Genomic DNA, 25,579 nt, shown 5'->3' on the forward strand with positions numbered 1-25,579 from the left:
GTCTCTAGGTGATGATTACTTCATAAGGTCCGTTACGAAGGGTAGCAGAGCTAGGTGACGAGCACGCTTGACAGCCTGAGCTACACGACGCTGGAACTTAAGGCTATTGCCTGTGATACGACGTGGGAGGATCTTACCCTGATCGTTGAGGAACTTCTTGAGGAACTCGGGGTCCTTGTAGTCCACATACTTGATGCCAGCCTTCTTAAAGCGGCAGTACTTCTTCTGCTGTACCTCTCCTGGGAGTGGTCTGCTATAGCGACCTCTTCTTGTTCTTGCCATGATTACTTCTCTGCTACAGGGTTACTTTTCAGTGAGCGACGCTTCTCAGCATACGCATGGTGGAACTTGTCCTGAGCGATCGTTAGGTAGCGCAGGACCGTCTCGTCACGTCTCAAGAGTGTCTCAAAGGGCTTGATCACTGAGGGCTCAGCGTCAAACTCTATGAAGTGATAAAATCCGGTAGACTTCTTCTCGATGGGATAGGCGAGCTTCTTGAGCCCCCAGTGCTCATCGTTCACAATCGTGGCACCTGCAGAGGTGAGATGTGAGGTGAACTTATCTACCGCTTCCTTCATCTGAGCATCAGACAAAACGGGAGTTAAAATGAAAACGGTTTCGTAGTGGTTCATATATAGTTAGTAAAAACGCTATTGCTTGCAAAGGTACACATATTTATTGGATAAACAAGCGACCCACCCTGCCGACCCTCCGAAAAACGCAATTTGGAGTGGGAAATACAGGCTGACGCATGATAATCACTCTGTCAGGAGCTTCACATAAGGACGATCGATGCATCAATGAGGTCACTATATATATAATGTGTCAACCATGGATTGGCTGTTGGCTGTTAGCTGTTGGCTGTTAGCTGTTGGCTGTTAGCTATTGGCTGTTAGCTATCGGAACCATCGGAGCTATCAGAGTGATCGGATCTCTAACCTCTAATCTCTAACTTCTAACCTCTAATCTCTATTTACATATCTTTACGGGGAAATTCGTCTGATCCCCTCCTTTCTCGAATATCCACGTGGGAAATCTCAAATCTCCACGTGGATATTTTTCTTTTTCCACGTGGGGGCGTTTTGATTCCTCCGAAGTTTCATTTCATTCCTCCGAAGTTTCATTTGATTCCTCCGAAGAATTTTTTATTCTCCACGTGGGCATTTCGAAATATCCACGTGGAAATCACTTTTCCACGACACGATTCCGTTTCGATATATAGTCGGCTCTAAATTATTGTTGCGAGCCAACCTCCAGTCGGAGGCACCCGACTCAAGCAACTCTTATGCGACATCCAGGTAGGGAGTCGACCTTTTCTAATGCAAAAGCACCCGACAGCTTAACATCTTCACCGCGCCGTAACATTTTCGTCACAGGGGTATAACCCATTGGCCGTAATATTGCAAACGAAAAGGAAGGCCTACCCCGACACGATCGGAGAGAGCCTCCCATTAAGATCGACAACTAACTTACTAATAGAACTATGAATAAGAGTACACTCAAGGCTTTAGTCCTCATCGCCATCGCCCTTATGACTGCTAGCTGTGCCGGCAAAGGTGGTCGGGTGACCGAGCTAGATGCAGCCGGAGCAACCTTTCCACTACCCTTCTATACCGAGGCTTTCAAAGCTTATGAGGCGCAGTCGGGTATACATGTTAATTATGGAGCCGTAGGCAGCGGTGGTGGTATCCGTAGCCTCAAGGACGAAGTGGTGCACTTTGCCGCTACCGATGCTTTTCTATCTGATGCGGAGATGGCCGAGATGCCGCGTCCGGTGGTTCACATACCGACCTGCATGGGAGCTGTCGTCATCGCTTACAACTGTCCTGAGATCTCGCAGCTAAACCTCACGGGAGAGATCATCGCCAACATTTATCTAGGCAAGATAACGCGCTGGAACGATCCGGCTATCGCTGCGATCAACCCCGACCAGAAGCTCCCCGACAAGGAGATCTCACCCGTCTATCGCTCCGATGGTAGTGGCACGACGAATGTCTTCAGCGACTATCTGACGAAGGTGAGCACCGACTGGGCTACGCAGGTGGGTACGGGCAAGTCGCTCAAGTGGCCTACCGGTATGGCTGCCAAGGGCAATCCAGGCGTCGCTGGCGTGATCGCACAGACCGATGGCGCGCTCGGATATGTAGGTAGCGAGTACAGCTTCTCCCTAGACATACCGACAGCCATGGTACAGAATCAGGCTGGCAACTTCGTCCTCCCCTCGCTCGAGTCTATCTCTGCAGCGGCGGCTGGCGAGGTGGCACCCGACACCCGTCAGATGATCACCAACTCGTCACACCCAGACGCTTATCCTATCAGCTGTCTCACCTGGCTCATCGCCTACCAAGAGATGCAGTACGACAACCACTCAGAGGCAGAAGCTGTCGAGACGGCTCGTCTACTCAACTGGATGCTGAGCGATGAGGCGCAGGCGATCACTTCGCAGATCCACTTCGCACCGCTATCCGCTGAGATGGTCGCAGCAGCCAAGGCGCAGCTGGCTAAGCTGACCTATGGCGGTAAGCCAATAGACCTAACTAGCTCTCCTAAGGAGTAGCCCCCTTATTACACCTGAAAAACAAAAAAGGAGACTGCTACGGTCTCTGTAGCAATCTCCTCACACCAAAAAAAGAACGTCTCTCCTCCCCTCTCAACAGTAGTGCCGTCTGGATAGCTCCGATTAGTTAGTGAGTCGCATCCGACCTGTACCGCTCTCTATTCGGAGGAGAGATGTCTCTTTTACCCTCCCCACCTACTCCTCATAATATAAGCTCTGCCTATAATGTCTACCCTCGTCCGTAAAGCGTCACGCCCTATCGGCGACAAGATCTTCCGCAGTCTACTCACTAGCTCTGGGCTCCTCGTGCTACTGATCTGCCTAGCGATGCTGATCAGTCTGATTAGTAACAGCACGGAGGCCTTTAGTGAGTTTGGCTTCTTTCGCTTCATCTGCTCCTCCGAGTGGGACCCCACGGCTGGGCGGGAGCAGTATGGAGCGTTGCCCTTTATCGTAGGGACCGTGGTCACCTCGATACTAGCCTTGATCCTGTGCATCCCCTTCTCGCTACCGGTGGCGCTCTTCATCGGGGAGTACTTCAAGGGTAAGCGCATCGCCGGCGTCATACGTTCGCTGACAGACCTACTGGCAGGCATCCCCTCGATCGTGTATGGTCTGTGGGGCTTCTACACACTGCGTCCGCTCATTGACATGATCGATGGGCCACAGGGCAATGGCTACGGGATCCTCACTTCGGTGCTGATACTGACCGTCATGATCATCCCCTATGCCTCGTCGCTCACGGCAGAGTTTGTCATGCTCACCCCTAAGTCGCTCAAGGAGGCTGCCTACAGTCTTGGCGCCACCCGCACGGAGGTGATCGGATCGGTCATCCTGCCTAACGCACGGAGTGGTATCGTCGCAGCTTATATCCTCGCGCTGGGACGAGCTCTCGGTGAGACGATGGCGGTAACGATGCTGATCGGTAACACGGACAAGATACCCACATCGCTCTTTGACACGGGACAGAGTATGGCCTCGCTGATCGCTAACCAGTTCAACGAGGCGCACGGACTCAAGCTCAGTTCGCTCATAGCGATCGCTCTCGTCCTCTTCCTCATCACAGCCATCATCAACGGCATTGTGAAGATTATCCTAAACAAGCAACGAGCCTAACCTGAGACCATGGCATCACTCAAAGTAAGACAGGGCTGGGACCGCACGGTCTATCTAGTCAATATCGTACTCGCCTGCATTACCGTCATACCGCTCTTTCTCATCATCGGTAAGATCGTCCTAGAGGGGTACCAGCAGATCAACTGGGACTTCTTTACCAAGACGGCACCGACAGCTGTCGAGGCGATGATGGCTAAGCGCGCCAACACGATCGAAGGCTCTCGCACGATACTCCCAGGCGGTATCGCTAATGGTATCGTCGGCACCCTCCTCATGACCCTCGTAGCCTCTATCATCGCTATCCCCATAGGGCTCCTAGGCGGTATCTATCTCTCGGAGAATAGATCCACACGCCTCGCCAATGTAGTACGCTTCGTCACGGACCTGCTACAAGGCACCCCCTCGATCGTCATCGGTATCATCGTATACGCGTGGGTGGTACTGCCGATGCGAGGCTACTCGGCTCTAGCCGGTGCTGTGGCTCTGGCGATCATGATGCTACCGCTCATCATACGCTCTACCGAGGAGACGCTGGCGAGACTGCCTAAGTCCTTCAAAGAGTCGGCACTTGCTCTCGGATGCTCCTACCGCAAGATGGTGCTCAAGATCCTCCTCCCCTCTGCTATGGGTGGTCTGCTGACAGGCATCCTGCTAGCGGTGAGTCGTATCATCGGCGAGACGGCACCGCTCATCATGACCGCTCTAGGCAGTGCCCGCATATCGTGGACGCTCGACACGCCTTCGTCGGCCGTGCCGCTACTCATCTGGGAGTTTTACAGTGACCCCAACCTTCAGGAGATGATCTGGAGCTCTTCGCTCTTTCTCCTACTCCTAGTGCTCCTTCTAAACTTTATCGCCAAGCGTATCTCCGATCGGACACGCTACTAGTAACTTCTTTTTTGTCCAAAGCATGACTCCAAACTCTATACAGACGACAACGCCCGAAGTGGTCCTCCAACTAGACAACGTAAGCATCTGGTACACTCCTGAGAAGAGTGCCGTGACCAACGTATCTGCGGAGATCTACGACCACGAGATCACCGCCATCATGGGCCCTAGTGGTTGTGGCAAGAGTACCCTGCTACGTGCCATAAACCGTATGCACGAGCTTTACCCCGGCATACGTACCGATGGGCGCATCCTCCTACAGGGAGAGAATATCTTAGAGAAAGACCCGATGGTCGTCCGTCGTATGGCGGGGATGGTCTTCCAGCAGCCGAACCCCTTCCCGACGATGAGCATCGCCGACAATGTGATGGCGGGCTACAAGCTCAACGGCATCAAGGTCTCCAAGGAGCAGCGCGAAGAGATCCTTACCACCTCTCTGCAGTCGGTCGGACTCTGGGAGGAGGTCAAGGACAGACTAGACAAGCGTGGCTCCTTCCTCTCGGGGGGACAGCAACAGCGTCTATGCATCGCTCGTGCCTTAGCACTGCGTCCTCGGCTACTCCTGATGGACGAGCCGACCTCCGCACTAGACCCGATAGCGACCAATCGCATCGAGGAGCTGATCCTAGAGCTCAAGAAGGAGATAGCCATCCTCATCGTCACACACAATATGGGGCAGGCGGCACGCATATCCGACCGCTCGATGTTTATGTATCTCGGTGAGCTGGTCGAGTATGACCGCACCGACAAGATGTTTACCAACCCCAGCGATCAGCGCACCGAGGACTACCTACAGGGCAACTTCGGATAAAACATCGTACCTTAGATCTGCCATACAGACAGACACTCACACGATCAAGTAAAAAACGTAACTGTCACAGCCTATGTCACCCAATATGGATCACCACGTCGTCCTGATCAAGGAAGACTTCAACGTACTCAACAAAGTGATCGCTCGCCAAGTAGAGATCATACAGCAGCTCCTCAGCGGGATCGTCGAGCCTGACGACTACGAGCACATCGAGATGAATGAGACGATCATAGATAGCCTAGAGGTCAAGATAAGGAGCGAGGTCATCAACGGGATCGTACTCTACACCCCTCGCGCCTCTGAGGCTAGGCGTATGTTTGCCCTGCACGATATGACCAGCTATCTAGAGCGCATCGGTGATCTGCTGCTCAATGTAGCCAACTTCACCCGTACGATCGACTCTAGCAATGGACTCTACCTCCAGTACGCTGGTACGCTACACGAGATGCTCTCGGAGACTTATCAGATGGTCACCGACGCGGTCACTTCGTTCTTTGCCGGAGACTCTGACCTCTCGCGACGAGTCATCCGTCGAGACACCCATGTAGACGATCTACACTATCAGATCAACGACTCGCTGCCCCAGGCACTCCTAGATGCGGAGCAGACTCCCGACGTAGACTCCATACAGGCTTCACTGGCAATCAGTAGCATAGCCTACAATCTGGAGCGCATCGGCGACAATGCGACAAACATCGCCGAGGCGGCTATCTTCCATTCAGAAGGCAAGAACCTACTACACGCTAAGAGTCAAAAAGTAGAGATCCCCACCGAACAAGAGCTAGATAACTATGGACAAGAAGAAGTTTAGACTACTCCTCGTTGATGATGAGGAGGACCTCCGAGAGATACTCACCTTCAACCTCGCTGGCGAGGGATACCAAGTCTCCACAGCCGCCAACGCTGAGGAGGCACTCAAGATGCCACTCGAGGAGTATCACCTACTCATCCTCGACGTGATGATGCCTGGCATGAGCGGCTTCAAGCTCGCTGAGGTCATACGACGAGACAAAAAGCTCACCACACCCATCATCTTCCTCACTGCCAAGGATACTGAAAACGATCTCCTCACGGGCTTTAACATCGGAGCCGACGACTATATGGCGAAGCCTTTCTCTATCAAAGAGCTACAGGCGCGTGTCCAAGCGGTTCTCATGCGCTCCCTGCAGGGCGGACTAGACTTCGAAGAGAGTCAGATAGAGATCGGCACGCTCCTCATTGACCTAGATACCAAGCAGGTCTTCGTTGATGGCGAGCCTATAGATCTAACCAAGAAAGAGCTCGAGATACTCATCTTACTGGCACGCGACCCCAGCAAGGTCTTCTCACGTGAGGAGATCCTCGACCGCGTGTGGCGAGAGGATGTATTCGTTATGGAGCGCACTATCGACGTACATATCACCCGCATACGCAAGAAGCTACGTGGTAGCGGAGTCAAGATCATCAACCGCTCAGGCTTCGGCTATTGCCTCGTCGAGGAGGAGGCGCAGTAGTTCCCATTTACCTAACACACCCCTATCGTTACCGTCCTAACTATGAGTCAGTACAACTATAAGTCCAAAGTCCTTATCTCCGCAGCCCTACTCTTTATCCTCTTTGGCGGGATCATCTACTTCGTACAGCGCGCCTCCGAAAAGGAGATCAAGACCAAAGCACTCGTATCATACCTCGAGCAGGCCGCCGACTGTGTCGATAGTTACATAGCGGACTACGAAGCTCACCCGCAGGTGCCAGGGCGTGACTCGCTCTCAGCCTTTAGCAACTGGCCTGATCAGAAGAATCTAGGGCACTTCTTATCCTACCTCCCGGACAATCTACGCTTTACGATCATCAACCTAAAGGGCGACGTCTACTTTGACAACGTCACCCAAGGGCCAATCCCTGAGAACCACCTCTCACGCGTAGAGCTACAGCAGGCCAACCTCAATGGCACAGGCACCTCCAAGCGGTATAGCGAGACGCTCCGTGAGGACTTCTACTACTTTGCCAAGCAGTACAAAGATCAGGGGTACTACATCCGTGTAGCTATACCCTACCATATAGACTATGTCAATTACTTTCGCTCCAATCACTTCTTCCTCCTCCTCATCGTTGGCATCTTCAGCCTAGCACTGCTGGCGGTGGTCTTCTTTACCGACCAATTCTCTCGCTCGGTGCGTAAGCTTCACGACTTTGTAGCGAAGGCGCAGGCTGGTGAGGAGTACGAGTCTGTCACTTTTCCCAAGAGTGAGATCGGAGAGCTAGGAGAGCAGCTCAAGAAGATCTTTAAGATGCTCGAAGAGAGCAATACCCGCTACGAGATCGAGCGCGAGAAGCTCATACAGCACTTCGCTAGCTCCGACGCTGGCATCTCTTTCTTTAGTGCGGAGAGCAAGTTTATCTATGCCAATAGCCACTTCATACAGAATCTCAACACCCTCGTCGACACCCCTACCTTTATCATCGACGAGCGCATCCTCGACTACCCTGAGCTTTACCAGGTCAAGACGCTTCTAGCCGACCAAGAGGCTCGCCCAGGTGCCGCTCCTCGCTCCACACGATACATCATCGACAAGGATGGGTCGCACATAGAGGTGCGCGCCCAGTTCTTCCCGGACAATAGCTTTGAGATCGTCCTGACCAATGTGACTAAGAAGGAAAACGATCGTCGCCTCAAGCACGACATGACCAATAGCATCGCCCACGAGCTACGCACGCCGGTCACTTGCGCCCGTGGTTACCTCGAGACAATACTCAACCAGCCACTCCCTGAGGAGAAGCAGCGCTACTTCATCGAGCGGACGTACAATCAGATGATCCGTCTCTCACAGCTCATCAGCGACGTCTCTATGATCACCAAGCTGGAGGAGGCGAGCGACCTCTACGCCCTGCAGGAGCTAACCCCGTACAGTGTCGTCGAGGAGGTCAAAGCAGCCCTAGAGATCAAGCTACAAGAGGCGCAGATGACCGTCTGCAATCGAATACCCGAGCAGACCACCGTACAGGCCAATCACTCGCTACTCTATGCTGTCTTTGCCAATCTAACGGAGAATAGCATCCGCTACGCTGGCTCTGGCACCACTATAGAGATCGATCAGACGATGGAGGACGAGCACTACTACTACTTCACCTTTGCCGACAACGGACCTGGCATCCCCGAGAGCGAGAGCCTGGCTAAGATCTTCGACCGCTTCTACCGCATCGATGAGGGTCGCAGTCGGGAGATGGGCGGATCAGGACTGGGCCTCTCCATCGTACGCAATGCTATCCGCTTCCACGGTGGCGAAATCTCAGCAAAGAACAGACCCACGGGAGGTCTCGAGTTCTTCTTCTCGCTAGCCAAGAGCACCCCCGACAAGACAGCCCAAGCGCACTAGTTCAGGCCGATCGTTGCGGTCGGCTCTAAGCGACACTCCTCTAGACGAAGGATAGCTTTCCAACCTTGGAAAACAAAGTTTCCAGCGTTGGAAAGGAAAGTTTCCAACCTTGGAAAAAGATATTTCCTCCCTTGGAAAAAGAAGTTTCCTCCCTTGGAAAACTATTTTTCCAAGGGAGGAGACGTTTTGGAAACTTTACAAAACGATCCGACCCCTCCGCTTCTGACTCCTATCAGATAGCGGAGAGGTCGGAACAGCTTAGTGGAGACTGTTGCAAAAGTCAACAGTCTCACAATCTTGCTCGCAAGATTGTCTAGACTTTGCAGAAAGGATGAAGCGCAAGGCGCTAAGGGTGAGGTCTGAAGGGAGCATACCTCCGTATGTGACCGAGGCCGAATCCCGAAAGCAACACAGCGATTCGCCTTTATGCAACAGTCTCTAGTGGGAAGTGAGTCGCCCTCTAGAAGCGACAACGCTAGAGCAGGTGACGCTCAGCGTGGTAAGAGGAGCGCACCAGAGGACCGCTCTCCACATGGCGGAAGCCTTTGTCTAGAGCTATCTCCCGTAGCTCGGCAAAGCGGTCAGGATGCACATACTCCTGCACGGGATAGTGGCGACGAGTGGGCTGGAGATATTGACCGAGCGTGAGGATGCTACAGTCCACCTGACGCAGATCGTCCATCGTCTCGAGGATCTCCTCCTGCGTCTCGCCTAGACCGAGCATCAGCCCCGTCTTAGCGGGTAGCCCCGCCTCAGCAATCTGTGCCAAGACGGAGAGACTGCAGTCATAAGTAGCTCGGCTGCGTACCACAGGCGTGAGCCGTCGCACGGTCTCCATATTGTGCGCCACCACCTCGGGGCGCTCCTCTAGGATCGGCGCAATGAGCTCTGCCTGCCCGTCGAAGTCGGGTATCAGCACCTCGATCGTAACGCCAGGGCACAGCTCACGTATCTGTCGTATTGTCTCGACCCAATGGGCACTGCCCTTGTCGGGCAGGTCGTCACGATCCACACTGGTGACCACCGCATGCTTGAGTCCGAGGGCGCGGACACTCTCAGCGACGTGACGAGGCTCCGCTGGATCTAGCGGTAGCGGGCGACCCGTCTCTGTATTGCAAAACTTACAAGCTCGCGTACAGACCGCACCTCCGATCATAAAGGTGGCGGTGCCTCGTGACCAGCACTCGCCTTGATTAGGACAGCGACCGCTCGTGCAGATGGTGTGCAGGCAATGCTTCTGCAGCACCGCACGCGTCTCGTCGTAGGTTACATCGCTACCAAGCTTGATCTTGAGCCACTCAGGCTTACGTATGTGGGGTTGCTTCATCAGCCTTTTTACTTCAGCTTACGATCGAGGAACTCAATGATGCGACTGTAGAGATGCTGCCTATTGTTGCCTCCATAGATGCTGTGATCCTTGTCGGTGTAGGTCGCCATCTCAAAGGGTATGTCCGCCTTGACCAGCTCGGTGGCTAGACGCATCGTGTTTTGCAGATGCACATTGTCATCAGCCGTGCCGTGGATGACAAGTAAATCGCCATGTAGATTGTGAGCGATAGACAGGACTGAGGAAGCCTCGTAGCCCTTGTTATTGACTTGTGGCGTCGCCATAAAACGCTCTGTGTAAACCGTGTCATAAAAGCGCCAATCGGTCACAGGAGCTACAGCTACACCAGCACGAAAGACCTTGCCACGGCAGAGCGACATGAGCGTATTGTACCCACCGAAACTCCAGCCAAAGATAGCAATGCGCTCTCCGTCGATATAGCTAAACTGCTTGGGCAGTGCCTCAGCAGCTGCGATCTGGTCGCTACTCTCGCGCAGACCTAGCTCACGATAGGTGCACTTGCGCCACTCGGTGCCACGGCCACCTGTACCACGTCCGTCCACACAGACGACTACATAGCCAGCCTGAGCGAGCGCATACTCCCAGCCGATGTAAAACTGATCCAGCACCTCCTGCGAATCGGGGCCACTGTACTGATGCATCACCGTGGGGTAACGCTTGCTCGCGTCAAAGTGTGGCGGGCGGATCATCCAGCCATGGAGCGTGCGTCCTGGAGCCACCTCAATGGTAAAGAACTCCTTGTCGTTGTAGTCATATCCCTTGAGTTTAGCAACCAGCTGGGCGTTGTCTTCGAGCGTACGGATCACCTTGCCCTCCTTTGCCGTGCGGATTGTCGTGATAGTAGGCGTCTTAGCATTGCTATAGCTATTGATGAAGTAACTATAGTCTTGCGTGAAGCTAGCGCGATTGATGCCAGCCTCTCCCGCTAAGACGGTCGTCTTGCCCCGTGGAGTCGTCTTGAGGACTCGTCTCTGGGTAGGCGTCTCGTCGGCAGCCTGGTAGTAGACGTTGCCCTCGCTGTCGCAGCCGTAGAAGCTGATGATGTCCCAGTTGCCCTGCGTCAGGCGCTTCTGGAGTGCTCCATTCGTACCATACTTATAGAGCTGCGTAGAGCCATCGCGCTCGCTCAGCATGACTATGCCATCGGGTACGAAGCGCATGGAGTTGATAAACTCATTGTTGATGTATCGCGGATCTTGCTCACGAAGGGTCAGACGAGGCGTACGGCTCTTCGGATTGATGCGGTACACCTTGAGGTCGTTCTGCAGACGATTGAGCGTGACGGCTGCTAGATCGCTGCCCCAACCGGTGAAGACGATGCGAGGTATGTAGCCGTCCGCATCCAGCGGTAGCTCCACACGGTCGATGCGCTTGAGCTCGAGGTTGTAGAGATGTAGTGAGACGGTAGAGTTTTCCTCGCCCACCTTGGGGTACTTGTAGACATAGTCCGTGGGATAGAGATCGTCTCCGTAGATCGGCATCGAGTAAGCCTTGACGTGACTCTCATCACTGCGTACGAAGGCTAGGAAGTCGCTCTGGGGGCTCCACTCCATCAGGCGTGTCGTGCTAAACTCCTCTTCGTACACCCAGTCGGTCGATCCGTTGATCACTTCATTGCGCTTACCATCTGTGGTGACCTGCACCTCTGAGTTGAAGTCAAACTTCTTGATGTATATATTATTGTCTCTGACGAAAGCGACCATCCGCCCGTCAGGACTGAAGGTAGGGATCATGATATCTCCCTCAGTAAGCGGCTCACAAAGGTTGCGACGCACATCGTAGTGGGTAGCGCGCATCGTGTAGGAGCGTCGATAGATCGGCTTGATGTCGGTGTAGATCAGGATGTGATGTCCCGAAGGGGCTATGTCGTAGTCCCAAATCGCCTGGAGATCGCACTCACGAGCCTTGGCAATGTCAAAGAGCGTATCGACAGCCCGTCCCGTAGCGTACTCATACTTGACGATACGCTGGTAGTCATCGCTGATGAGCGTGTAGTGCTTGCCATCGGGTAGTGAGCGAAAGCCGTTGCCAGCACCACGAGCAGCAAATGCGCCCGAGGTAACCTCAGGAAGTGTTATCTCCCTCTGCTGCTGGGCAACGAGCGTGAGTGAACAGAGGAGTATGAGGGTGGTAAAGAGAGTGCGAGTACGCATGGATTAGAGATTAGAAGTTAGAGATTAGAGATTCGAGGCAAGACCATAGCGTAGACCCCGAGAGAGAGCCTACGCTATGGTGCTATGTAAGGGGGGGGATTACTTGCGCTTGAAGGTTAGGCTAGGCTGCCCCGAAGCGTCGTGTGTAGAGTAAAGCTTGAGCGTGTTCGCTCCATCCATACGAAAGGCTTTAGCCTCCTGTAGAGCTGCTAGGAAGATACGCTCGTACATCATATTGGAGCATGCCATGCGAGTAGCCATCATGTCTCCGACCTTGATGCGACCGTCAGAGTAGACAAAGCACTCACCACCATAGCTATTGCAAGCAGCTTGACCAGAGATACTTGCTCCGCTGATGCTGATAGTAGCTGTCTGAAGCGCATCCTTATTGATCTTGATGCCATCCATGTGCGTAAGCTCCCAAGAGCTACCGTCGAGTGAGGCCAGATTGATCTTGCTACCGTTCTTACTAGAGCCGCAGCTGACGCAGAGTAGCGTAGTCAGCATGAGTAGTGCTACAAGATAGATTCTCTTCATAGTGATTCGTTTGCTATTGGTTATTCATTAGTATTGTGATAGAGACAGATGCTCTACCGATATGGGTGTGTCAAAGAATATGGATGCCGTACGGGAGAAGCGCTCCGTCTGCTCCGTCGTGTAGTAACGTGTCGTGCCACTATGCGTGAGCTGAGCGTAGACCCAGCGAGAGGATCTACGCTATGGCTATATGTCGTGACGGGCGTGGAGATTACTTGCGCTTGAAGGTTAGGCTAGGCTGCCCCGAAGCATCGTGCGTCGAGTAGAGCTTGAGTGTGTTCGCACCATCCATACGAAAGGCCTTAGCCTCCTGCAGAGCTGCTAGGAAGATACTTTCGTACATCATATTGTGACAATCCATCAGGGTAGACATCATATCTCCGATCTTGATGCGCCCGTCAGAGTGCATTATACACTCACCGCCATAGCTATTGCAAGCAGCTTGGCCAGAGATACTTGCTCCGCTGATGCTGATAGTAGCTGTCTGAAGCGCATCCTTATTGATCTTGATGCCATCCATGTGCGTAAGCTCCCAAGAGCTACCGTCGAGTGAGGCCAGATTGATCTTGCTACCGTTCTTACTAGAGCCGCAGCTGACGCAGAGTAGCGTAGTCAACATGAGTAGTGCTACAAGATAGATTCTCTTCATAGTGATTCGTTTGCTATTGGTTATTCATTAGTATTGTGATAGAGACAGATGCTCTACCGATATGGGTGTGTCAAAGAATATGGATGCCGTACGGGAGAAGCGCTCCGTCTGCTCCGTCGTGTAGTAACGTGTCGTGCCTCCACGCGTGAGCTGAGCCGCCATCTCGGGGTGACGTACGAGGTACTCCTCGAGAGACTTAGCGACCAGTTCGCCCTGGGCCACCACCTTGATCGATGGAGTCAGCAGACGCTGTATCTTAGGCATTAGTATCGGGTAGTGGGTACAGCCGAGGATGATCGTATCAATCTTCTCATCCTTTGCCAAGAGTCGCTCTAGATGCTTGCGCACGAAGAAGTCGGTCCCCGGGCTATCGCTCTCACCCGTCTCCACGATAGGCACCCACAGCGGGCAAGCCTCCTGCACGACCGTCACGTCGGGGTAGAGCTTGTGTATCTCAGCCACATAGCTCTCACTAGAGACGGTACCCTCAGTGGCGAGGATGCCCACATGCTTGGTACCCGTGAGCGTGTCGATGCACTCGACCGTCGGGCGGATGATCCCCAGCACACGACGACGCATCGAGCCTCCGTCGAGCTTGGGCAGATCCTCTTGCTGTATCTGTCGGAGTGCCTTCGCCGAGGCTGTATTGCAGGCCAAGATGACCAGCGGACAGCCTAGGTCAAAAAGCCGCTCGACCGCCTCTCGCGTAAACTGATAGACGACACGCATCGACCGCGAGCCATAAGGCGAGCGCGCATTGTCACCAAGATAAACGAAGTCGTACTGAGGCAGTTGCTCCTGCAGTTTACGCAGGATCGTCAATCCTCCGTACCCTGAGTCAAAAACCCCGATCGGACCCTCTATCTGCTGCATCTGTGTATACTATATATTATAGTGTCTAGCTCGAAAAACGGAAGTCGCGCTCGCAACTCCACTCCAAAGGTACGAAAAAGAAGTTAGAGGTCAGAAACTAGAGGTTAGAGGCTGCCCCTAGTGACACTAGTGTATCTGACACGTCTAGTGCGCCACGACTACCCGCCGGCTCCCCAGTACTGTGGTGAGGATGTATGTGCCACTAGGTAGATGTGCCAAGCTGAGCTGGAGCTGACCACTAGCTGGTGTGACTGCCTGTAGCAGTCGCTCCCCCTGCAACGTGTAGAGCGTCACGGGACTTGCGGTAGGTAGCCCTACCACTGTGAGCTGATCACGTACAGGCATAGGATAGATTGCCCAGTCACTTTGCATTGCCTCCGCAGGCGTATCGATAGCCGTATAAGCGTTTCCCTGCTGATCAGTGACCGTCCAGCCACGCTGTGCTGCTAGCTTTACCTGCTCTGCTGTACAGACGTTGCCCTCTAGATCAGGTCTAGAGGTGTCGATGAGTGCTATGGTACCAGGAGTGGTAGCGGAGCGATCTGGGAGGGACTGAAGCATCTCAGTCATCGCCTCGCCTTTTATCATGCTGTGGCATATAGATATATGCTGTAGGAGCGGGGAGGCGTGTGAGAAGTCGGCCTCGACGATTCTCGTGGAGTCGTACTTCTGATCGAAGTCTAGTGCAGTGAAAGCTCCGATGATAGCGGTTCTTCCCTGATCGACAGCTCCGTAGATATTATAGACTCCATTTTCGTGCGACAGGCCCATCAGTGTGATACCATAGAGGCGGATCATCTCGGGAGCCGCTACATCTACCATAAGAGAGTATGAGTAGTCAGATACCTTCTCGAAGGAGACATAGTGCTCCTCGTCAATAGCTGGTGAGAGTTGGTCTACAGCAACTAGGGGTAGGGTTAACTCAGACTCTTGCTTTCCGCGGTAAAACTTACCACCACGCTCTAGGACATCAGATAGGCGGATGTGGAGGGAGTAGCCTTGTCCTTTGGACATTTGCATTGGTCCCCAAGAAGAGGGGTCTATACTATACTTATCCGACCCTTTAGCCTTTAGATCCCGAATAAAATCCCGACCTTTATGCTGCACATAGACCTCTCCATTCGCATGATGTAAGAGTTCCCAGTCCAGCACGAGATAACTTCTCGCCCGATCACCTGGATTGGTTACCTCAAAGTCTATAGCAGTCATCCCTGGGAGATACTCTATAGCCCCCATCATGGATCGCCTAGCGAGGCACTTGAGCGTGGATACCTTGTACACGGGGGTTGTCGATGGGAGGACCTCCAGACGCTTCGAAGAGCGTAAAGCGTAGCCACTATTGGAGCCGTCGACATCGAGATAGGTTCCCTTGAGGATGATATTGCCCTTGGTGCCAGCGGGAAGCAGTAGCTTGGAGATCTCTAGCGGCACCTGTTGCCGCTCCTGCGGGTTCATCAGAGCTGAAAGGGCACCGATAGGGGTAAGATCGCCCTTCATATCCTCAAAGTAGCAGGTCCATGTGGAGTAGTACTCCTCCTTGCTAAGGTTGTCGATGCCGAGCGTGAGCGAACTCTTGCTATAGCCTCGCAAGTTAGGATCTATAACATCTGTCAAAGCAAGCTGTGGCTCCAAGTTTGGCAATGGATAGCTAGCCTTGCCCTCAGCATCAAAGGTGACGAGCACCTCGGAGATACCTCCGTTGCAGTGCCGTACAGGGATCATCTTGCCGTCATTGCCTGCGTAAGCAAGGGTCACGACGTAGCTCGCACTCCGTGTAGGGAGTCCCAGGTCAGGTAGGTTAACGGAGGGAATCTTGGATATATTCTTTTGAGAGTAGTCATAAGAGCCCTGAAACTCTAGCTCTTGCTCATCACTAGCAGCCCCGTAGTAAGTCTCTGCGCCCTCCTTTGCAGGCGTTATGGAGAGACAAAACTTCGTCTTGTACCTCACGGCTGAGGTTAGCTCGAGGACCACGTTTCGGAGCTCGATCGTTGCATTGTCCTCACACGACACCTCTAGGGAGATGGCCGATACATCCTCACTGACGGTGCGCTTAGAGGAGCCATCACGGTCTGGCTCTATACCGACCATGATCTCCTGATAGTCATTGTACCCATCGTAGGAAGATCCGCCACCAGTACCTAGCGCATCAGGATTGATCGCATAGAGGAGGAAGTAGTTATCGGCCATGCCGTTCCATCCTAGATTAATATGGAAGTAGCCGTCCTGCTTATAGCCATCGCAGACGAAGGCGTGACCGACCGTGCTACTGGCTCCTGCGTAGTAGACGGGGCGCCCCTCGTTGAGTTCCTTGGCGATGATGTCCATCCAGTCCGCAATCTTGTAGTTCATACGACTGAGTAGCTGGATATTCTTCTTGTACTTAAAGTACTTCTGCAGGCCCTCCTTGGGATACTGAGAGAAGGCACCACTCCCCTCAGGGCTATACTGCATCTCTGAGATGACTCCTACATGATAGCACAGCGTAGAGAGCGCATCGGTCACATCTTGTGGCTCATACCGCGGATTAGGACGTTTAGGCATTTTTGCCCAGTTGTAGGAAGTCTGTGAGAAGTCTACACGATGCTCAGTGCCATCCTTCTCCTTATACTCGCAGATCCCCACACCCTTGTCAGGCCATCGATGATAGCGGAGGATCTGCGAGAGAGCCGTTGCGACACAGCCCACCACAGAGCGACCGTTCTTATCGGGACAAAGCGTATTGAAGGGGTAACCCTGCCCCCATTGAATATCGCCAAGTAGCGGAGGCACCCCCTCAGGGCGTAGCTGTGAGGTGCGTGGCATCTCTACGGGCTCGCCACGCTCTACTAAGTATTGTAGAGAGGCTCGCACCTGAGCGAGAAAGGAGGCGATGTGCTCTGGTTGCTCTTCATCAGGAAGGAAGGCTCCTGCGTCAGCATAGGCGATCACCTCAGGCAGTAGATCATCGCCCGAGATCATCACATAGCCTCGCTCGCCACCTATATTATATACGTAATAGGCGGAGGCTAGCGTCTGCACAGCTGGAGCCGCTGTCTGGCGACGTGCAGACACACCGCCAGCGTCAGCGGCTGGAGCTGACACAAGAGTCAGCAAGGGCGTGGCTGCTGAGCGTAGTGCAGCTAGCTCTCTATGGCTCAGGTGCTGTGTGGTGTATTGCTCGGCTATGAGGCGAGCCTGCTGCTCTGTGCGGGGCTTAGCCCATAGTGTACTCACACTGAGTATTAGCGCTAAGGCTAGGAAGGAGAAAAAGCGTTGGGTCATATCATTGCGACGTTTTTATCTGGGGAGCAAAAGTAATACAATTTTGCTACGTAGAGCGTGTTGTCTTTTGCAACAGTCTCACGTAGTAACGCTTTAGGTCTTATCTAGAGCCTCAGCACAACGCTCACGTACATCCTGTGGCAAATAGCTCAAAGAGCTTTATCAGAGTAGCTTTTCAGCCCTTCACAGAGATGCCAATTGCCCAAGCCTAAGCCAGGAGCATTTGTTTTTGTCAAAATAATTGCGTTACTTTGCAGTCTGATTGCAGACCCACACCAGATGATGCTAATGGATGGGGCTGTGTCGATCTCAGAAACATCGTAGAAGTATAAAAGAAATACCACACCGTCATGTCTAAGATATGTCAGATTACCGGTAAGAAGGCTATGGTGGGCAACAATGTATCCCACTCAAAGCGTCGCACGAAGCGCACCTTTGACGTTAACCTCTTCCGCAAGAAGTTTTACTGGCCCGAGGAGGATCGCTGGATCTCCCTCAAGGTCTCAGCAGCTGGGCTCAGGCTCATCAACCGCGTAGGACTCAACGAGGCTCTGCGCCGTGCTAGCGATGCGGGCTACCTAAGCATCAAGAGCAAGTAAACCACTCACTCCTTAATCACACTCATTTACTATGGCTAAGAAAGGTAAAGGCGATCGAGTACAGGTAATACTCGAGTGCACAGAGCACAAAGAGAGTGGCATGCCAGGCACCTCTCGCTACGTCACGACTAAGAATAGAAAGAATACCACACAGCGCCTAGAGCTCAAGAAGTACAATCCGATACTCAAGCGCTACACGCTACACCGTGAGATTAAGTAATCATCTCTCCCCTTCCAACTAACAAAATAAGAACTAAGTACAATGGCTAAGAAATCGGTCGCAACCTTTAGAACGGGCGATGGTCGCTCATACTCGAAGGTTATCAAGATGGTCAAGTCGCCTAAGACTGGTGCTTATACCTTCCAAGAGGAGATGGTACCAAATGACCACGTACAGGACTTCCTCAAGAAGTAACCTGAACAAGCTTATCATAGAGACGCTACCATAGAGGCGGGACTACACACGCACCCGCTCTACTCGGTGAGCGCACATCATACGGAGAGCATAGATACAAGATGTCGTATCTATGCTCTCTTGCTGTATAGATCGAAAGCTTGCGCCACTCGTACGGCCTCCCCCACCACCTAGACTCCGCTGATCGCTTTGTCGAGAAGAGCATCTAGGCAAACACTGCGCCAGATCGCAACAACATTTTAGAACCAACTACACATCGAAACAGAGCTGTGTCGGGAAAAAGTGATTTCCACGTGGATGTTTCGAAATACCCACGTGGAAAAAGAAAATTCTCCACGTGGGCGCGAAATAAAACTTCGGAAGAATGAAATGAAACTTCGGAGGAATCAAATGAAACTTCGGAGGAATTTTTTGACGCCCACGTGGAGATTTGAGATTCCCCACGTGGATATTCGAGAAAGGAGGGAATCGGACGAATTTCCCCGTAAAGATATGTAAATAGAGATCGGAGGTTAGAGTCCAAAGATTAGAGGTATCGGAGCGATACGACCGCAAGCGGTCGGACGAATCATACCCCCCAGTCGGAGGGGCTACGCCCCGAACGACTGGGGGTAGGAGTGCCATGTGAAGTAAGCGACCTCCCCATTGTGGGAGGTCGGACTGGAGCTGTAACTATAAGCTGCGTCTAGTCCGACCCACAAGGGGTCGATAAGCTGCTATCGTCTTGTCCCCGTGGGTCGTTCGGGGCTTTGCCCCTCCGACCCACGGCTATGATTCGTCGGACCTCTTGCGAGGTCCTATCCATCAGGGCGGATCGGAGGGTAGATTAGAGATTAGAGGTTAGAAGTTAGAGATCGGAGTCCCGATAGCTCCGATGGCTCTGATGACTCCGATAGCTCTGATGACTCCGATCACTCCAGCTAACAGCCAATCCATGGCTGACACATTATTATATATAGTGAGCTCATCTCTGCCTCGCTTGTCGCTTATATCTAGCTTCTGACAGGACGATTACAATGCGTCTGCCCTGAGAGGAGCACCCAAAGTCTAGGAGATGTGACGGAGTTTTTGTATTTTTGGAGAGTCATCATTTACTACAAACGAAATACAACTATGAGTACACAGAATCGCATCATACCTCCCAGCGAACTGATCGTCAATGACGATGGTTCGATCTTTCACCTTCATCTGAAGCCTGAGCAACTGGCTGACAAGATCATCCTCTGTGGCGATCCGTCTCGTGTGGACTTGATCGCATCACACTTTGACTCTCACGAGTGCTCGGTGAGCAATCGTGAGTTTCACACCATCACAGGGACTTATCGTGGCAAGCGAATCACGGTACAGAGCCACGGCATAGGCTGTGACAACATCGAGATCGTCATCAACGAGCTAGATGCGCTCGCCAATATCGACTTAGAGACTCGCCAAGTACGTCCTAACCACCGCAAGCTGACCATGGTACGTGTGGGTACCAGTGGCGGTCTGCAGCCTGAGACGCCAATAGGCACTTACGTCGCAGCACACAAGGCGATCGGCTTCGAGGGGTCGCTCTTTTTCTATGCCAATACGGAGGCGATACGCGACCTACCTTTTGAGGCTGCGCTCAAGGAGCAGCTACAGTGGCCAATCAAGGGACTCGATCCCTACGTAGTCAACTGTAGTGAGTCGCTCTACCAGCAGATCGTCGGCGACTACGGAGACATCGTGCGTGGCTGTACGATCGCTGCCAACGGATTTTACGCACCTCAGGGACGACAGCTACGCCTGCCACTTGCTGACCCGACGCTAAATCAGAAGATCGAGGCCTTTGAGTATCAAGGACAGCACATCACCAACTTTGAGATGGAGTCGGCTGCCCTCAGTGGTATCGGTAGCCTCCTCGGACACGACACGCTGACTGTCTGCTACATCATCGCAGGGCGTCAGAACCTGAATATGAATACCAACTACAAGCAAGGCATTGACGGACTCATCGAGCTAGTCCTAGAGCGTATCTAACAACAAGTAGAAGTAGCGTTTAACTGAAAGTTAATCGGTCCTTCGGCTTGTCGTATGACTATTTTTTTGTACCTTTAGAGTGTCAAGGTGATTTCTCCTACTTTTACCCTTATATAGTAAATAGGAGTAAGGGAGTACATCGAGACACTCTCTAGATCGTCAGATGCGATCTAGAGAATGCATAAGCAAGGATAAATTATATTCACAAATCAAACAACAGAACAGATATGAATAACACAGGACGTATCGCATTAGGCATTGCCCTCGGTGCTGCTATCGGTGCAGCCATCACTTACCTCTCTGACCGTGACAAGCGTGATCGTCTCTATGACGACCTCAGCACCACGGCAGACCGCACACGCGACTCGCTCGTAGAGGGATACTATGAGGCTAAGGATCGTTTTGAGACCTATCGCGACAAGCTACAAAAGCGTGGCGCGAAGTTTGCCGAGGAGGTTGAGGAGCAGTTCGATGAGACTGTGGACAAGGCTAAGGAGACAGCCAGCAAAGCTAAAGAGACTGTCGAGGAAGCTAAAAAGGCAGTCAAGTAAGCTCTCAAACTGAGACAATCTCCATTGAGCAATACAGACTCAAGAGAACTAAAAGGGTAGCACGCTCATCCGCACAAGGGGACCACGGGTCACCGACGACAGATGAGTACGCTACCCTTTTGTTTTTGCTTTCTATCCTCTGATCTCTAACATCTAACTTCTAACACCCTATGGAAGACTTCAAGATATCTCGCTTTATCCATCACACCAAGGAGTACCTCAAGGCGTACGCTCGCCGAGCAATCTACTCGAGCACCGACGCGGGCATGAAGCTCGCTGGTAATCTCCTCACGATACTTCTAGTATTGTCGCTCATGCCGTTTGTGATCATACTCCTACTCTTCGCTGGAGTAGCTGGGATCAACACTTGGCTGGAGCTGGGCTGGGGATGGAGCTTCCTCATAGGTGCTGGAGTCTTACTACTACTGGTAGTCATCACGCTATTACTGCGCAAAGTCATCGTACGCACCATCAGCACCAGCATCTATCGCAAGATATACGACTCGCTAAGCAAGCTCGACGACAAGCTACGTCCACAGCCTATGCCATCAGACGTGGAGGACTCGAGCTACACAGCTAATGAAGGCAAAGAAGCCATCACACCCACCGACGAAGGACCCACCACGCTAACCCGCTAACCTGACCATCTAACATGAAGAAAAGAGTATCATATCAAGACTTCCAGAGACGTCAGAAACTTGCCGAGGCTGATCTAGTGATCGCTGAGCGCACCTGGCAGAGAGAGCTGGGCTATATCAAAGGGCTGGGCATCAAAAAGACAATTATCAATGAGGTAAAAGAACAGATAGCTCCTCGAGGCTCTCTGCTCAGTCGTCTGCTCACGCCATCCACACGTAAGCAGCGACGCAAGGGGAGCTCACTACTCTCCAAGCTGACGGGTGGCCCTAAGCAATCGACCTACAGCTCTCTGACGCAGGGCGAGCAAGAGGGAGCGACGACTCACGGAGCGACACGGCGAATCCTCGACACCGCTATGTCTCTCGCCAAGCCAATATTATGGACCGTAGGAATCGGTATGGCAAAAGGGTTTCTTCGCAGGAAGTTTAAGCCTCTTCGCTTTATCCTCCGCTAAGAAGCTCTCTAAACATCGTTATTCCCTTCATCTGACTTCCAGCTTCGCGCCTGTCAGCCTTAGACGTTTCTGACTGAGAGACGCCAGTGCCACGAGAGGCACCAATTGCTTATTTCATTATCTTTGCGGGGCGTAGCGAGAGGAGCGACATCCCACCGGGAGCGTGCAGTCGTCCCGCCTTGGGGTAGGCCTCTCTCAGCGCGGTATTTTTTCTGAAGCTTTATGCACTTCAACTGTAGATATCTCCTTATTCTCTTGCTGCTCTTCGCTTATCGTCCGCTCGTAGCGCAGGAGCGAGCCGAGCTAGAGCAGCTTTACCAGCCTATCCTCGAGCGCCCGCTAGGCGTAGCTCCCGCCATCAGCGACAGCGCATGGGAGCAACTCATACAGAAAGCACTAGACGCCCCCGATACCACCGTCACCCTACAGACCAAAGCACAGGAGTCTCTAAAGATGCGGATAGACAAGGCACATCTCTGCTGCACGATCTCCATATCGGGTCTACTCACCTACGAGCTACTACTCGCCCCTTGGCGCACGCAGGGCGAGCGACCCATACTACAGATCACGACCCTCGAGCAGCCCTATCGTGTGAGCCAGCTCACAGCCTTTCTACCCAAGCAAGAGAAGCAGTGGGTGCTAGATGCGACCATCCCATACACAGACTGGCTCATACATTCCGAGGAAAAAGAGTCCGATCCCTCCCCCTCTGAGGCTCTTTTGTCATCACTGACCGAGATGCCCATCGTACTAACCTTTGACACAGAGCAAGGTAGACGAAAGGTCCGGATCAGTGCCACTCCCTCTCTAGAGGGCTGGACAACAAAGGAGGAGGTCAAGCGCATCAAGCAACTCATCAGCATATCGCCCCAATCCTATCAATTGACACGGAGGGGCATCTTGAAAAGAATCAAGTAAGATCACCCCATGGCTAGACTAGATAATAAGCATATCAAGTATATCATCGCTGGAGCTGTCCTCGTGATGCTCCTCGTCATCGTTGGAGCGTGGCTATATATAAGGAGTGAGCGACAGCAGATGCAAAGCGTGCAGAGCGAGCTGGTCGATATGGAGAAGCAACGCATGCAGCAAGAGCTGGACGAGCTGGCAGCGCAGTATCAGCTCCAGTACGAGAAGCTCGCCTCAGCATCGGGCGAGACAAGTCTCTCATTTGACAATGACGAGCTACTCGCTCAGCTGGAGAGCGAGCAGGAGCGTGTCAAGCAGCTAAGCCAAGAGCTAGCCACCGTCAAGGCATCCAACGCCAAGCGCATCAGTGAGCTAACGGGCGAGATCAATACGCTCCGAGCCTTACTCCGCAGCTACATCGTACAGATCGACTCACTCCATGCAACCAATGAGCGACTCGTAGCCGAGAATCAGCAGGTCAAGGAGGACTACTCACGCATCAGCAGCGAGGCCTCACGACTCTCACAGGAGAAGGCTGCACTATCTGACCAAGTTGCCATAGCAGCCCGCCTAGACCTCTCTGGGCTCTCCGTCTCTCCGCTCAATAGCCGTGGCAAGCGCACCTCACGCATAGACAAAGTGGAGACGCTGGCGGTATCCTTTACGCTCAAAAAGAATGTCACCGCACCCGTCGGCAACAAAGCGATCTACGTACGTATCCTCAACCCCAACGATATGCCGATGAGTGGCTCTGGCGGAGCCTTTAGCTTCGAGGGGCAGACCCTCCAGGCGACAGCCTCCAAGAGCATCGAGTACACAGGCGAGGATACTCCCGTCACCATCTACTATCAGATTACGCAGGCACTCCTCTCAGGGAGCTACCGAGCAGACATTTTTGCCGATGGACATCGCATCGGACACACCACCTTTACCCTATGATGAGAGCTCTATCGACACCCCTACGAGGACTACTCGCACTCGTCCTCAGTTGCACACTCACTGGCTCCCTCTTTGCACAGGCGGAGCCACTCACGCTGTCGCTACACGACTGCATCCGCTACCACCGAGAGAGTCCCGCGCCATCGGCACAGCTAGAGGCACAGCGACAAGCAGCCCACGCCACACGGCTCAAAGCGCAGAGCAACTTCTTCCCGCAAGTATCGCTATCAGGCGGATGGCTCTACACACCAGCCAAGCTTAAGCCCTTCTCCGTCGACATCTCCTCCTGGCTTCCACCCATGCAGATGCCCAACCTACCAGGCTTGCCTTCTCTAGGCGAAGTGCAGTCTTGGCTCGATGACAAGATGAGCCTCGAGCTAGGACACATATTCTACGGCTCCCTCTCTCTACGTCAGCCCATCTTCGCCGGTGGACGCATCTACAACGGGGTACGCCTAGCGCAGATCGGCGAGCAAGCAGCCGAGTACCAGTGGACCATCCAGCAGCGTGGCGAGGAGGAGCAGATCGCCAAGACCTATTGGCAGGCAGTACAGCTACAGGAGCAGCTCAAGGCGATCACGCAGTTCAACGACATGCTAGACAAAACGCTCGCGGACGTCTCAGCCATGAAGGAGCAAGGAGTCGTAGCTGATCGTGAGGTGGTCTCCGTACGGGTCAACCGCAACAACGCCAAGCTCCAAGAGGGCAAGCTACGAGAGGGATTGCAGGCTCTGCTCATCTTACTCAAGCATCAGTGCCGTATCCCAGCGGAGCAAGCCATAGAGCTTACTCCCGACTTCACGCTCGCCAGCCAGCAACCGATCGATCCATGCCAACCCAAGCTATACAGCACGGTCAATCCGATGGAGCGTGTCGAGCTCAAAGCCGCCAACCTCGCTGTCAAGGCGGAGCAGCAACGCGCTAAGATGGCTCTCGGCGAGATGCTCCCCGAGGTAGGCTTCACGGCACAGCTACTCACCATGTCGCCCAATCCTATGGATGGCTTTAAGAAGCAGTTTGGCACTACTTGGATGGTCGGTGTAGCCGTTCAGATCCCCATCACGGGCATTTACCAAGGTTGGCAGAGTCGCTCTGCCGCACTTGCCAGCCAACAGGTACGTCAGCTAGAGCTACAAGACGCTGAGCGTGCCATCCAGATGCAAAACGAGCAGGCCTCACGGCAACTCACCGAGGCACTCGCCCGCTATGCCGAGACGGAGCAGATCCGCACCGATGCACAACTCAACCTCGACCTCTCGACCGAGGGACACAAGGAGGGCGTCGTCACACTCGAGACGCTCTCACTAGCGCAGCGCAACTGGCTCGAGTCGGAGATGCAGTACATCGATACCTTCGTCGCTGTGCGCCTCGCACAGGTCGCTGTCAACGTCGCCACCGGCCAGCCCCTCGACCTCTAGACTCTAACCTCTCCCGCCCGCACATCAACTCCTCTACGAGCCGACACTCTATGAGTCTATTGACTATGCAATAGGCTTATCACAACTAAGCATCTTCTACAA

Annotated in this window: 25 protein-coding genes; 17 read left to right on the forward strand and 8 right to left on the reverse strand. The window is 53.2% G+C overall.

Annotated features, from left to right (window positions below; all coding sequences use genetic code 11):
• Positions 1 to 15: 15 nt before the first annotated feature.
• Both rpsR and rpsF read right to left on the reverse strand, forming a co-directional pair.
• A complete protein-coding gene (gene rpsR, locus Q2J34_RS01105) occupies positions 16 to 282 on the reverse strand; it encodes a 30S ribosomal protein S18 (protein WP_004331634.1) in 267 nt (88 codons plus the stop codon).
• 2 nt (positions 283 to 284) lie between these two features.
• A complete protein-coding gene (gene rpsF, locus Q2J34_RS01110; RefSeq protein WP_004331666.1) occupies positions 285 to 632 on the reverse strand; it encodes a 30S ribosomal protein S6 in 348 nt (115 codons plus the stop codon).
• A gap of 851 nt (positions 633 to 1,483) precedes the next feature.
• Between rpsF and pstS the strand changes: the two genes are divergently transcribed.
• From pstS to Q2J34_RS01145, 7 genes are all read left to right on the forward strand, one after another.
• Entirely contained in the window at positions 1,484 to 2,557 is a 1,074-nt protein-coding gene (pstS, locus tag Q2J34_RS01115; RefSeq protein ID WP_298886907.1) for a phosphate ABC transporter substrate-binding protein PstS, read from the forward strand.
• A 225-nt stretch (positions 2,558 to 2,782) separates the two neighbouring features.
• Complete coding sequence (gene pstC / locus Q2J34_RS01120; protein ID WP_298886911.1) at positions 2,783 to 3,673, forward strand: phosphate ABC transporter permease subunit PstC; 891 nt, start codon at positions 2,783 to 2,785, stop codon at positions 3,671 to 3,673.
• A gap of 9 nt (positions 3,674 to 3,682) precedes the next feature.
• The gene (pstA, locus tag Q2J34_RS01125; RefSeq protein WP_297114506.1) at positions 3,683 to 4,561 is read left to right on the forward strand and encodes a phosphate ABC transporter permease PstA; all 879 of its coding nucleotides are present in this window, start codon (positions 3,683 to 3,685) and stop codon (positions 4,559 to 4,561) included.
• Positions 4,562 to 4,583: 22 nt separating this feature from the next.
• On the forward strand, positions 4,584 to 5,372 hold the full coding sequence (pstB, locus tag Q2J34_RS01130; protein ID WP_300969062.1) for a phosphate ABC transporter ATP-binding protein PstB: 789 nt from the start codon (positions 4,584 to 4,586) through the stop codon (positions 5,370 to 5,372).
• A 73-nt stretch (positions 5,373 to 5,445) separates the two neighbouring features.
• Complete coding sequence (locus Q2J34_RS01135) at positions 5,446 to 6,183, forward strand: phosphate signaling complex PhoU family protein (RefSeq protein WP_300969063.1); 738 nt, start codon at positions 5,446 to 5,448, stop codon at positions 6,181 to 6,183.
• Positions 6,164 to 6,865 (forward strand): response regulator transcription factor, encoded by a 702-nt coding sequence (locus tag Q2J34_RS01140; RefSeq protein ID WP_300969064.1) that lies wholly within the window; start codon positions 6,164 to 6,166, stop codon positions 6,863 to 6,865. Before Q2J34_RS01135 ends, Q2J34_RS01140 begins: the two co-directional genes overlap by 20 nt.
• Before the next feature lie 42 nt (positions 6,866 to 6,907).
• Positions 6,908 to 8,728 (forward strand): sensor histidine kinase, encoded by a 1,821-nt coding sequence (locus Q2J34_RS01145; RefSeq protein WP_298886926.1) that lies wholly within the window; start codon positions 6,908 to 6,910, stop codon positions 8,726 to 8,728.
• 475 nt (positions 8,729 to 9,203) lie between these two features.
• Here Q2J34_RS01145 and lipA read toward each other — a convergent pair whose 3' ends face one another.
• The 6 genes from lipA to Q2J34_RS01175 all read right to left on the reverse strand — a co-directional run bounded on the left by lipA (position 9,204) and on the right by Q2J34_RS01175 (position 17,552).
• Positions 9,204 to 10,055, reverse strand: a complete 852-nt coding sequence (gene lipA / locus Q2J34_RS01150) for a lipoyl synthase (protein WP_300969065.1) — start codon at positions 10,053 to 10,055, stop codon at positions 9,204 to 9,206.
• Between the two features lie 8 nt (positions 10,056 to 10,063).
• Positions 10,064 to 12,229, reverse strand: coding sequence for a S9 family peptidase (locus Q2J34_RS01155; RefSeq protein WP_300969066.1), 2,166 nt, complete (start codon positions 12,227 to 12,229; stop codon positions 10,064 to 10,066).
• A gap of 99 nt (positions 12,230 to 12,328) precedes the next feature.
• Positions 12,329 to 12,766 carry an META domain-containing protein gene (locus Q2J34_RS01160; RefSeq protein ID WP_004331858.1) on the reverse strand — a complete coding sequence of 146 codons (438 nt, stop codon included), beginning with the start codon at positions 12,764 to 12,766 and terminating at the stop codon, positions 12,329 to 12,331.
• 211 nt (positions 12,767 to 12,977) lie between these two features.
• A complete protein-coding gene (locus Q2J34_RS01165; protein ID WP_298886938.1) occupies positions 12,978 to 13,415 on the reverse strand; it encodes an META domain-containing protein in 438 nt (145 codons plus the stop codon).
• Positions 13,416 to 13,442: 27 nt separating this feature from the next.
• The gene (murI, locus tag Q2J34_RS01170) at positions 13,443 to 14,288 is read right to left on the reverse strand and encodes a glutamate racemase (protein WP_298886941.1); all 846 of its coding nucleotides are present in this window, start codon (positions 14,286 to 14,288) and stop codon (positions 13,443 to 13,445) included.
• Between the two features lie 144 nt (positions 14,289 to 14,432).
• Entirely contained in the window at positions 14,433 to 17,552 is a 3,120-nt protein-coding gene (locus Q2J34_RS01175; protein ID WP_300969067.1) for a thiol protease/hemagglutinin PrtT, read from the reverse strand.
• Between the two features lie 350 nt (positions 17,553 to 17,902).
• Between Q2J34_RS01175 and rpmB the strand changes: the two genes are divergently transcribed.
• The 10 genes from rpmB (at position 17,903) to Q2J34_RS01225 (ending at position 25,477) form a co-directional block, all read left to right on the forward strand.
• The gene (rpmB, locus tag Q2J34_RS01180) at positions 17,903 to 18,151 is read left to right on the forward strand and encodes a 50S ribosomal protein L28 (protein WP_004331861.1); all 249 of its coding nucleotides are present in this window, start codon (positions 17,903 to 17,905) and stop codon (positions 18,149 to 18,151) included.
• A 31-nt stretch (positions 18,152 to 18,182) separates the two neighbouring features.
• Entirely contained in the window at positions 18,183 to 18,371 is a 189-nt protein-coding gene (gene rpmG, locus Q2J34_RS01185) for a 50S ribosomal protein L33 (protein WP_004331841.1), read from the forward strand.
• Between the two features lie 42 nt (positions 18,372 to 18,413).
• Positions 18,414 to 18,566, forward strand: coding sequence for a DUF4295 domain-containing protein (locus Q2J34_RS01190; RefSeq protein ID WP_004331849.1), 153 nt, complete (start codon positions 18,414 to 18,416; stop codon positions 18,564 to 18,566).
• A gap of 1,113 nt (positions 18,567 to 19,679) precedes the next feature.
• Complete coding sequence (locus Q2J34_RS01195) at positions 19,680 to 20,567, forward strand: nucleoside phosphorylase (protein WP_300969068.1); 888 nt, start codon at positions 19,680 to 19,682, stop codon at positions 20,565 to 20,567.
• Between the two features lie 227 nt (positions 20,568 to 20,794).
• Positions 20,795 to 21,118 carry a YtxH domain-containing protein gene (locus Q2J34_RS01200; RefSeq protein WP_004331864.1) on the forward strand — a complete coding sequence of 108 codons (324 nt, stop codon included), beginning with the start codon at positions 20,795 to 20,797 and terminating at the stop codon, positions 21,116 to 21,118.
• Between the two features lie 170 nt (positions 21,119 to 21,288).
• Positions 21,289 to 21,756: a hypothetical protein gene (locus tag Q2J34_RS01205; protein WP_298886954.1), complete on the forward strand. Its 468-nt coding sequence runs from the start codon at positions 21,289 to 21,291 to the stop codon at positions 21,754 to 21,756.
• Positions 21,757 to 21,770: 14 nt separating this feature from the next.
• Positions 21,771 to 22,211, forward strand: coding sequence for a hypothetical protein (locus tag Q2J34_RS01210; protein ID WP_300969069.1), 441 nt, complete (start codon positions 21,771 to 21,773; stop codon positions 22,209 to 22,211).
• A 222-nt stretch (positions 22,212 to 22,433) separates the two neighbouring features.
• The gene (locus Q2J34_RS01215) at positions 22,434 to 23,129 is read left to right on the forward strand and encodes a hypothetical protein (RefSeq protein WP_300969070.1); all 696 of its coding nucleotides are present in this window, start codon (positions 22,434 to 22,436) and stop codon (positions 23,127 to 23,129) included.
• A gap of 9 nt (positions 23,130 to 23,138) precedes the next feature.
• Positions 23,139 to 24,059 (forward strand): hypothetical protein, encoded by a 921-nt coding sequence (locus Q2J34_RS01220; protein ID WP_299369101.1) that lies wholly within the window; start codon positions 23,139 to 23,141, stop codon positions 24,057 to 24,059.
• Positions 24,056 to 25,477, forward strand: coding sequence for a TolC family protein (locus Q2J34_RS01225; protein WP_300969071.1), 1,422 nt, complete (start codon positions 24,056 to 24,058; stop codon positions 25,475 to 25,477). The genes Q2J34_RS01220 and Q2J34_RS01225 overlap by 4 nt, the downstream gene beginning before the upstream one ends.
• The last annotated feature ends 102 nt before the right edge of the window (positions 25,478 to 25,579 follow it).

It is taken from the genome of Porphyromonas vaginalis (assembly GCF_958301595.1).
GTDB lineage: Bacteria > Bacteroidota > Bacteroidia > Bacteroidales > Porphyromonadaceae > Porphyromonas > Porphyromonas vaginalis.

Excerpts from the sequence above, each read along its gene's own strand:
- Q2J34_RS01195 (WP_300969068.1), top strand. The coding sequence starts at position 19,680 with ATGAGTACACAGAATCGCATCATACCTCCCAGCGAACTGATCGTCAAT.
- Q2J34_RS01165 (WP_298886938.1), bottom strand. The coding sequence starts at position 13,415 with ATGAAGAGAATCTATCTTGTAGCACTACTCATGTTGACTACGCTACTC.
- Q2J34_RS01145 (WP_298886926.1), top strand. The coding sequence starts at position 6,908 with ATGAGTCAGTACAACTATAAGTCCAAAGTCCTTATCTCCGCAGCCCTA.
- Q2J34_RS01140 (WP_300969064.1), top strand. The coding sequence starts at position 6,164 with ATGGACAAGAAGAAGTTTAGACTACTCCTCGTTGATGATGAGGAGGAC.
- Q2J34_RS01200 (WP_004331864.1), top strand. The coding sequence starts at position 20,795 with ATGAATAACACAGGACGTATCGCATTAGGCATTGCCCTCGGTGCTGCT.
- pstC (WP_298886911.1), top strand. The coding sequence starts at position 2,783 with ATGTCTACCCTCGTCCGTAAAGCGTCACGCCCTATCGGCGACAAGATC.
- rpsR (WP_004331634.1), bottom strand. The coding sequence starts at position 282 with ATGGCAAGAACAAGAAGAGGTCGCTATAGCAGACCACTCCCAGGAGAG.
- Q2J34_RS01135 (WP_300969063.1), top strand. The coding sequence starts at position 5,446 with ATGTCACCCAATATGGATCACCACGTCGTCCTGATCAAGGAAGACTTC.
- murI (WP_298886941.1), bottom strand. The coding sequence starts at position 14,288 with ATGCAGCAGATAGAGGGTCCGATCGGGGTTTTTGACTCAGGGTACGGA.
- Q2J34_RS01205 (WP_298886954.1), top strand. The coding sequence starts at position 21,289 with ATGGAAGACTTCAAGATATCTCGCTTTATCCATCACACCAAGGAGTAC.
- Q2J34_RS01190 (WP_004331849.1), top strand. The coding sequence starts at position 18,414 with ATGGCTAAGAAATCGGTCGCAACCTTTAGAACGGGCGATGGTCGCTCA.
- Q2J34_RS01220 (WP_299369101.1), top strand. The coding sequence starts at position 23,139 with ATGGCTAGACTAGATAATAAGCATATCAAGTATATCATCGCTGGAGCT.
- Q2J34_RS01175 (WP_300969067.1), bottom strand. The coding sequence starts at position 17,552 with ATGACCCAACGCTTTTTCTCCTTCCTAGCCTTAGCGCTAATACTCAGT.
- pstB (WP_300969062.1), top strand. The coding sequence starts at position 4,584 with ATGACTCCAAACTCTATACAGACGACAACGCCCGAAGTGGTCCTCCAA.
- rpmG (WP_004331841.1), top strand. The coding sequence starts at position 18,183 with ATGGCTAAGAAAGGTAAAGGCGATCGAGTACAGGTAATACTCGAGTGC.
- Q2J34_RS01225 (WP_300969071.1), top strand. The coding sequence starts at position 24,056 with ATGATGAGAGCTCTATCGACACCCCTACGAGGACTACTCGCACTCGTC.
- pstS (WP_298886907.1), top strand. The coding sequence starts at position 1,484 with ATGAATAAGAGTACACTCAAGGCTTTAGTCCTCATCGCCATCGCCCTT.
- Q2J34_RS01155 (WP_300969066.1), bottom strand. The coding sequence starts at position 12,229 with ATGCGTACTCGCACTCTCTTTACCACCCTCATACTCCTCTGTTCACTC.
- lipA (WP_300969065.1), bottom strand. The coding sequence starts at position 10,055 with ATGAAGCAACCCCACATACGTAAGCCTGAGTGGCTCAAGATCAAGCTT.
- pstA (WP_297114506.1), top strand. The coding sequence starts at position 3,683 with ATGGCATCACTCAAAGTAAGACAGGGCTGGGACCGCACGGTCTATCTA.
- Q2J34_RS01160 (WP_004331858.1), bottom strand. The coding sequence starts at position 12,766 with ATGAAGAGAATCTATCTTGTAGCACTACTCATGCTGACTACGCTACTC.
- Q2J34_RS01215 (WP_300969070.1), top strand. The coding sequence starts at position 22,434 with ATGCACTTCAACTGTAGATATCTCCTTATTCTCTTGCTGCTCTTCGCT.
- rpsF (WP_004331666.1), bottom strand. The coding sequence starts at position 632 with ATGAACCACTACGAAACCGTTTTCATTTTAACTCCCGTTTTGTCTGAT.
- Q2J34_RS01210 (WP_300969069.1), top strand. The coding sequence starts at position 21,771 with ATGAAGAAAAGAGTATCATATCAAGACTTCCAGAGACGTCAGAAACTT.
- rpmB (WP_004331861.1), top strand. The coding sequence starts at position 17,903 with ATGTCTAAGATATGTCAGATTACCGGTAAGAAGGCTATGGTGGGCAAC.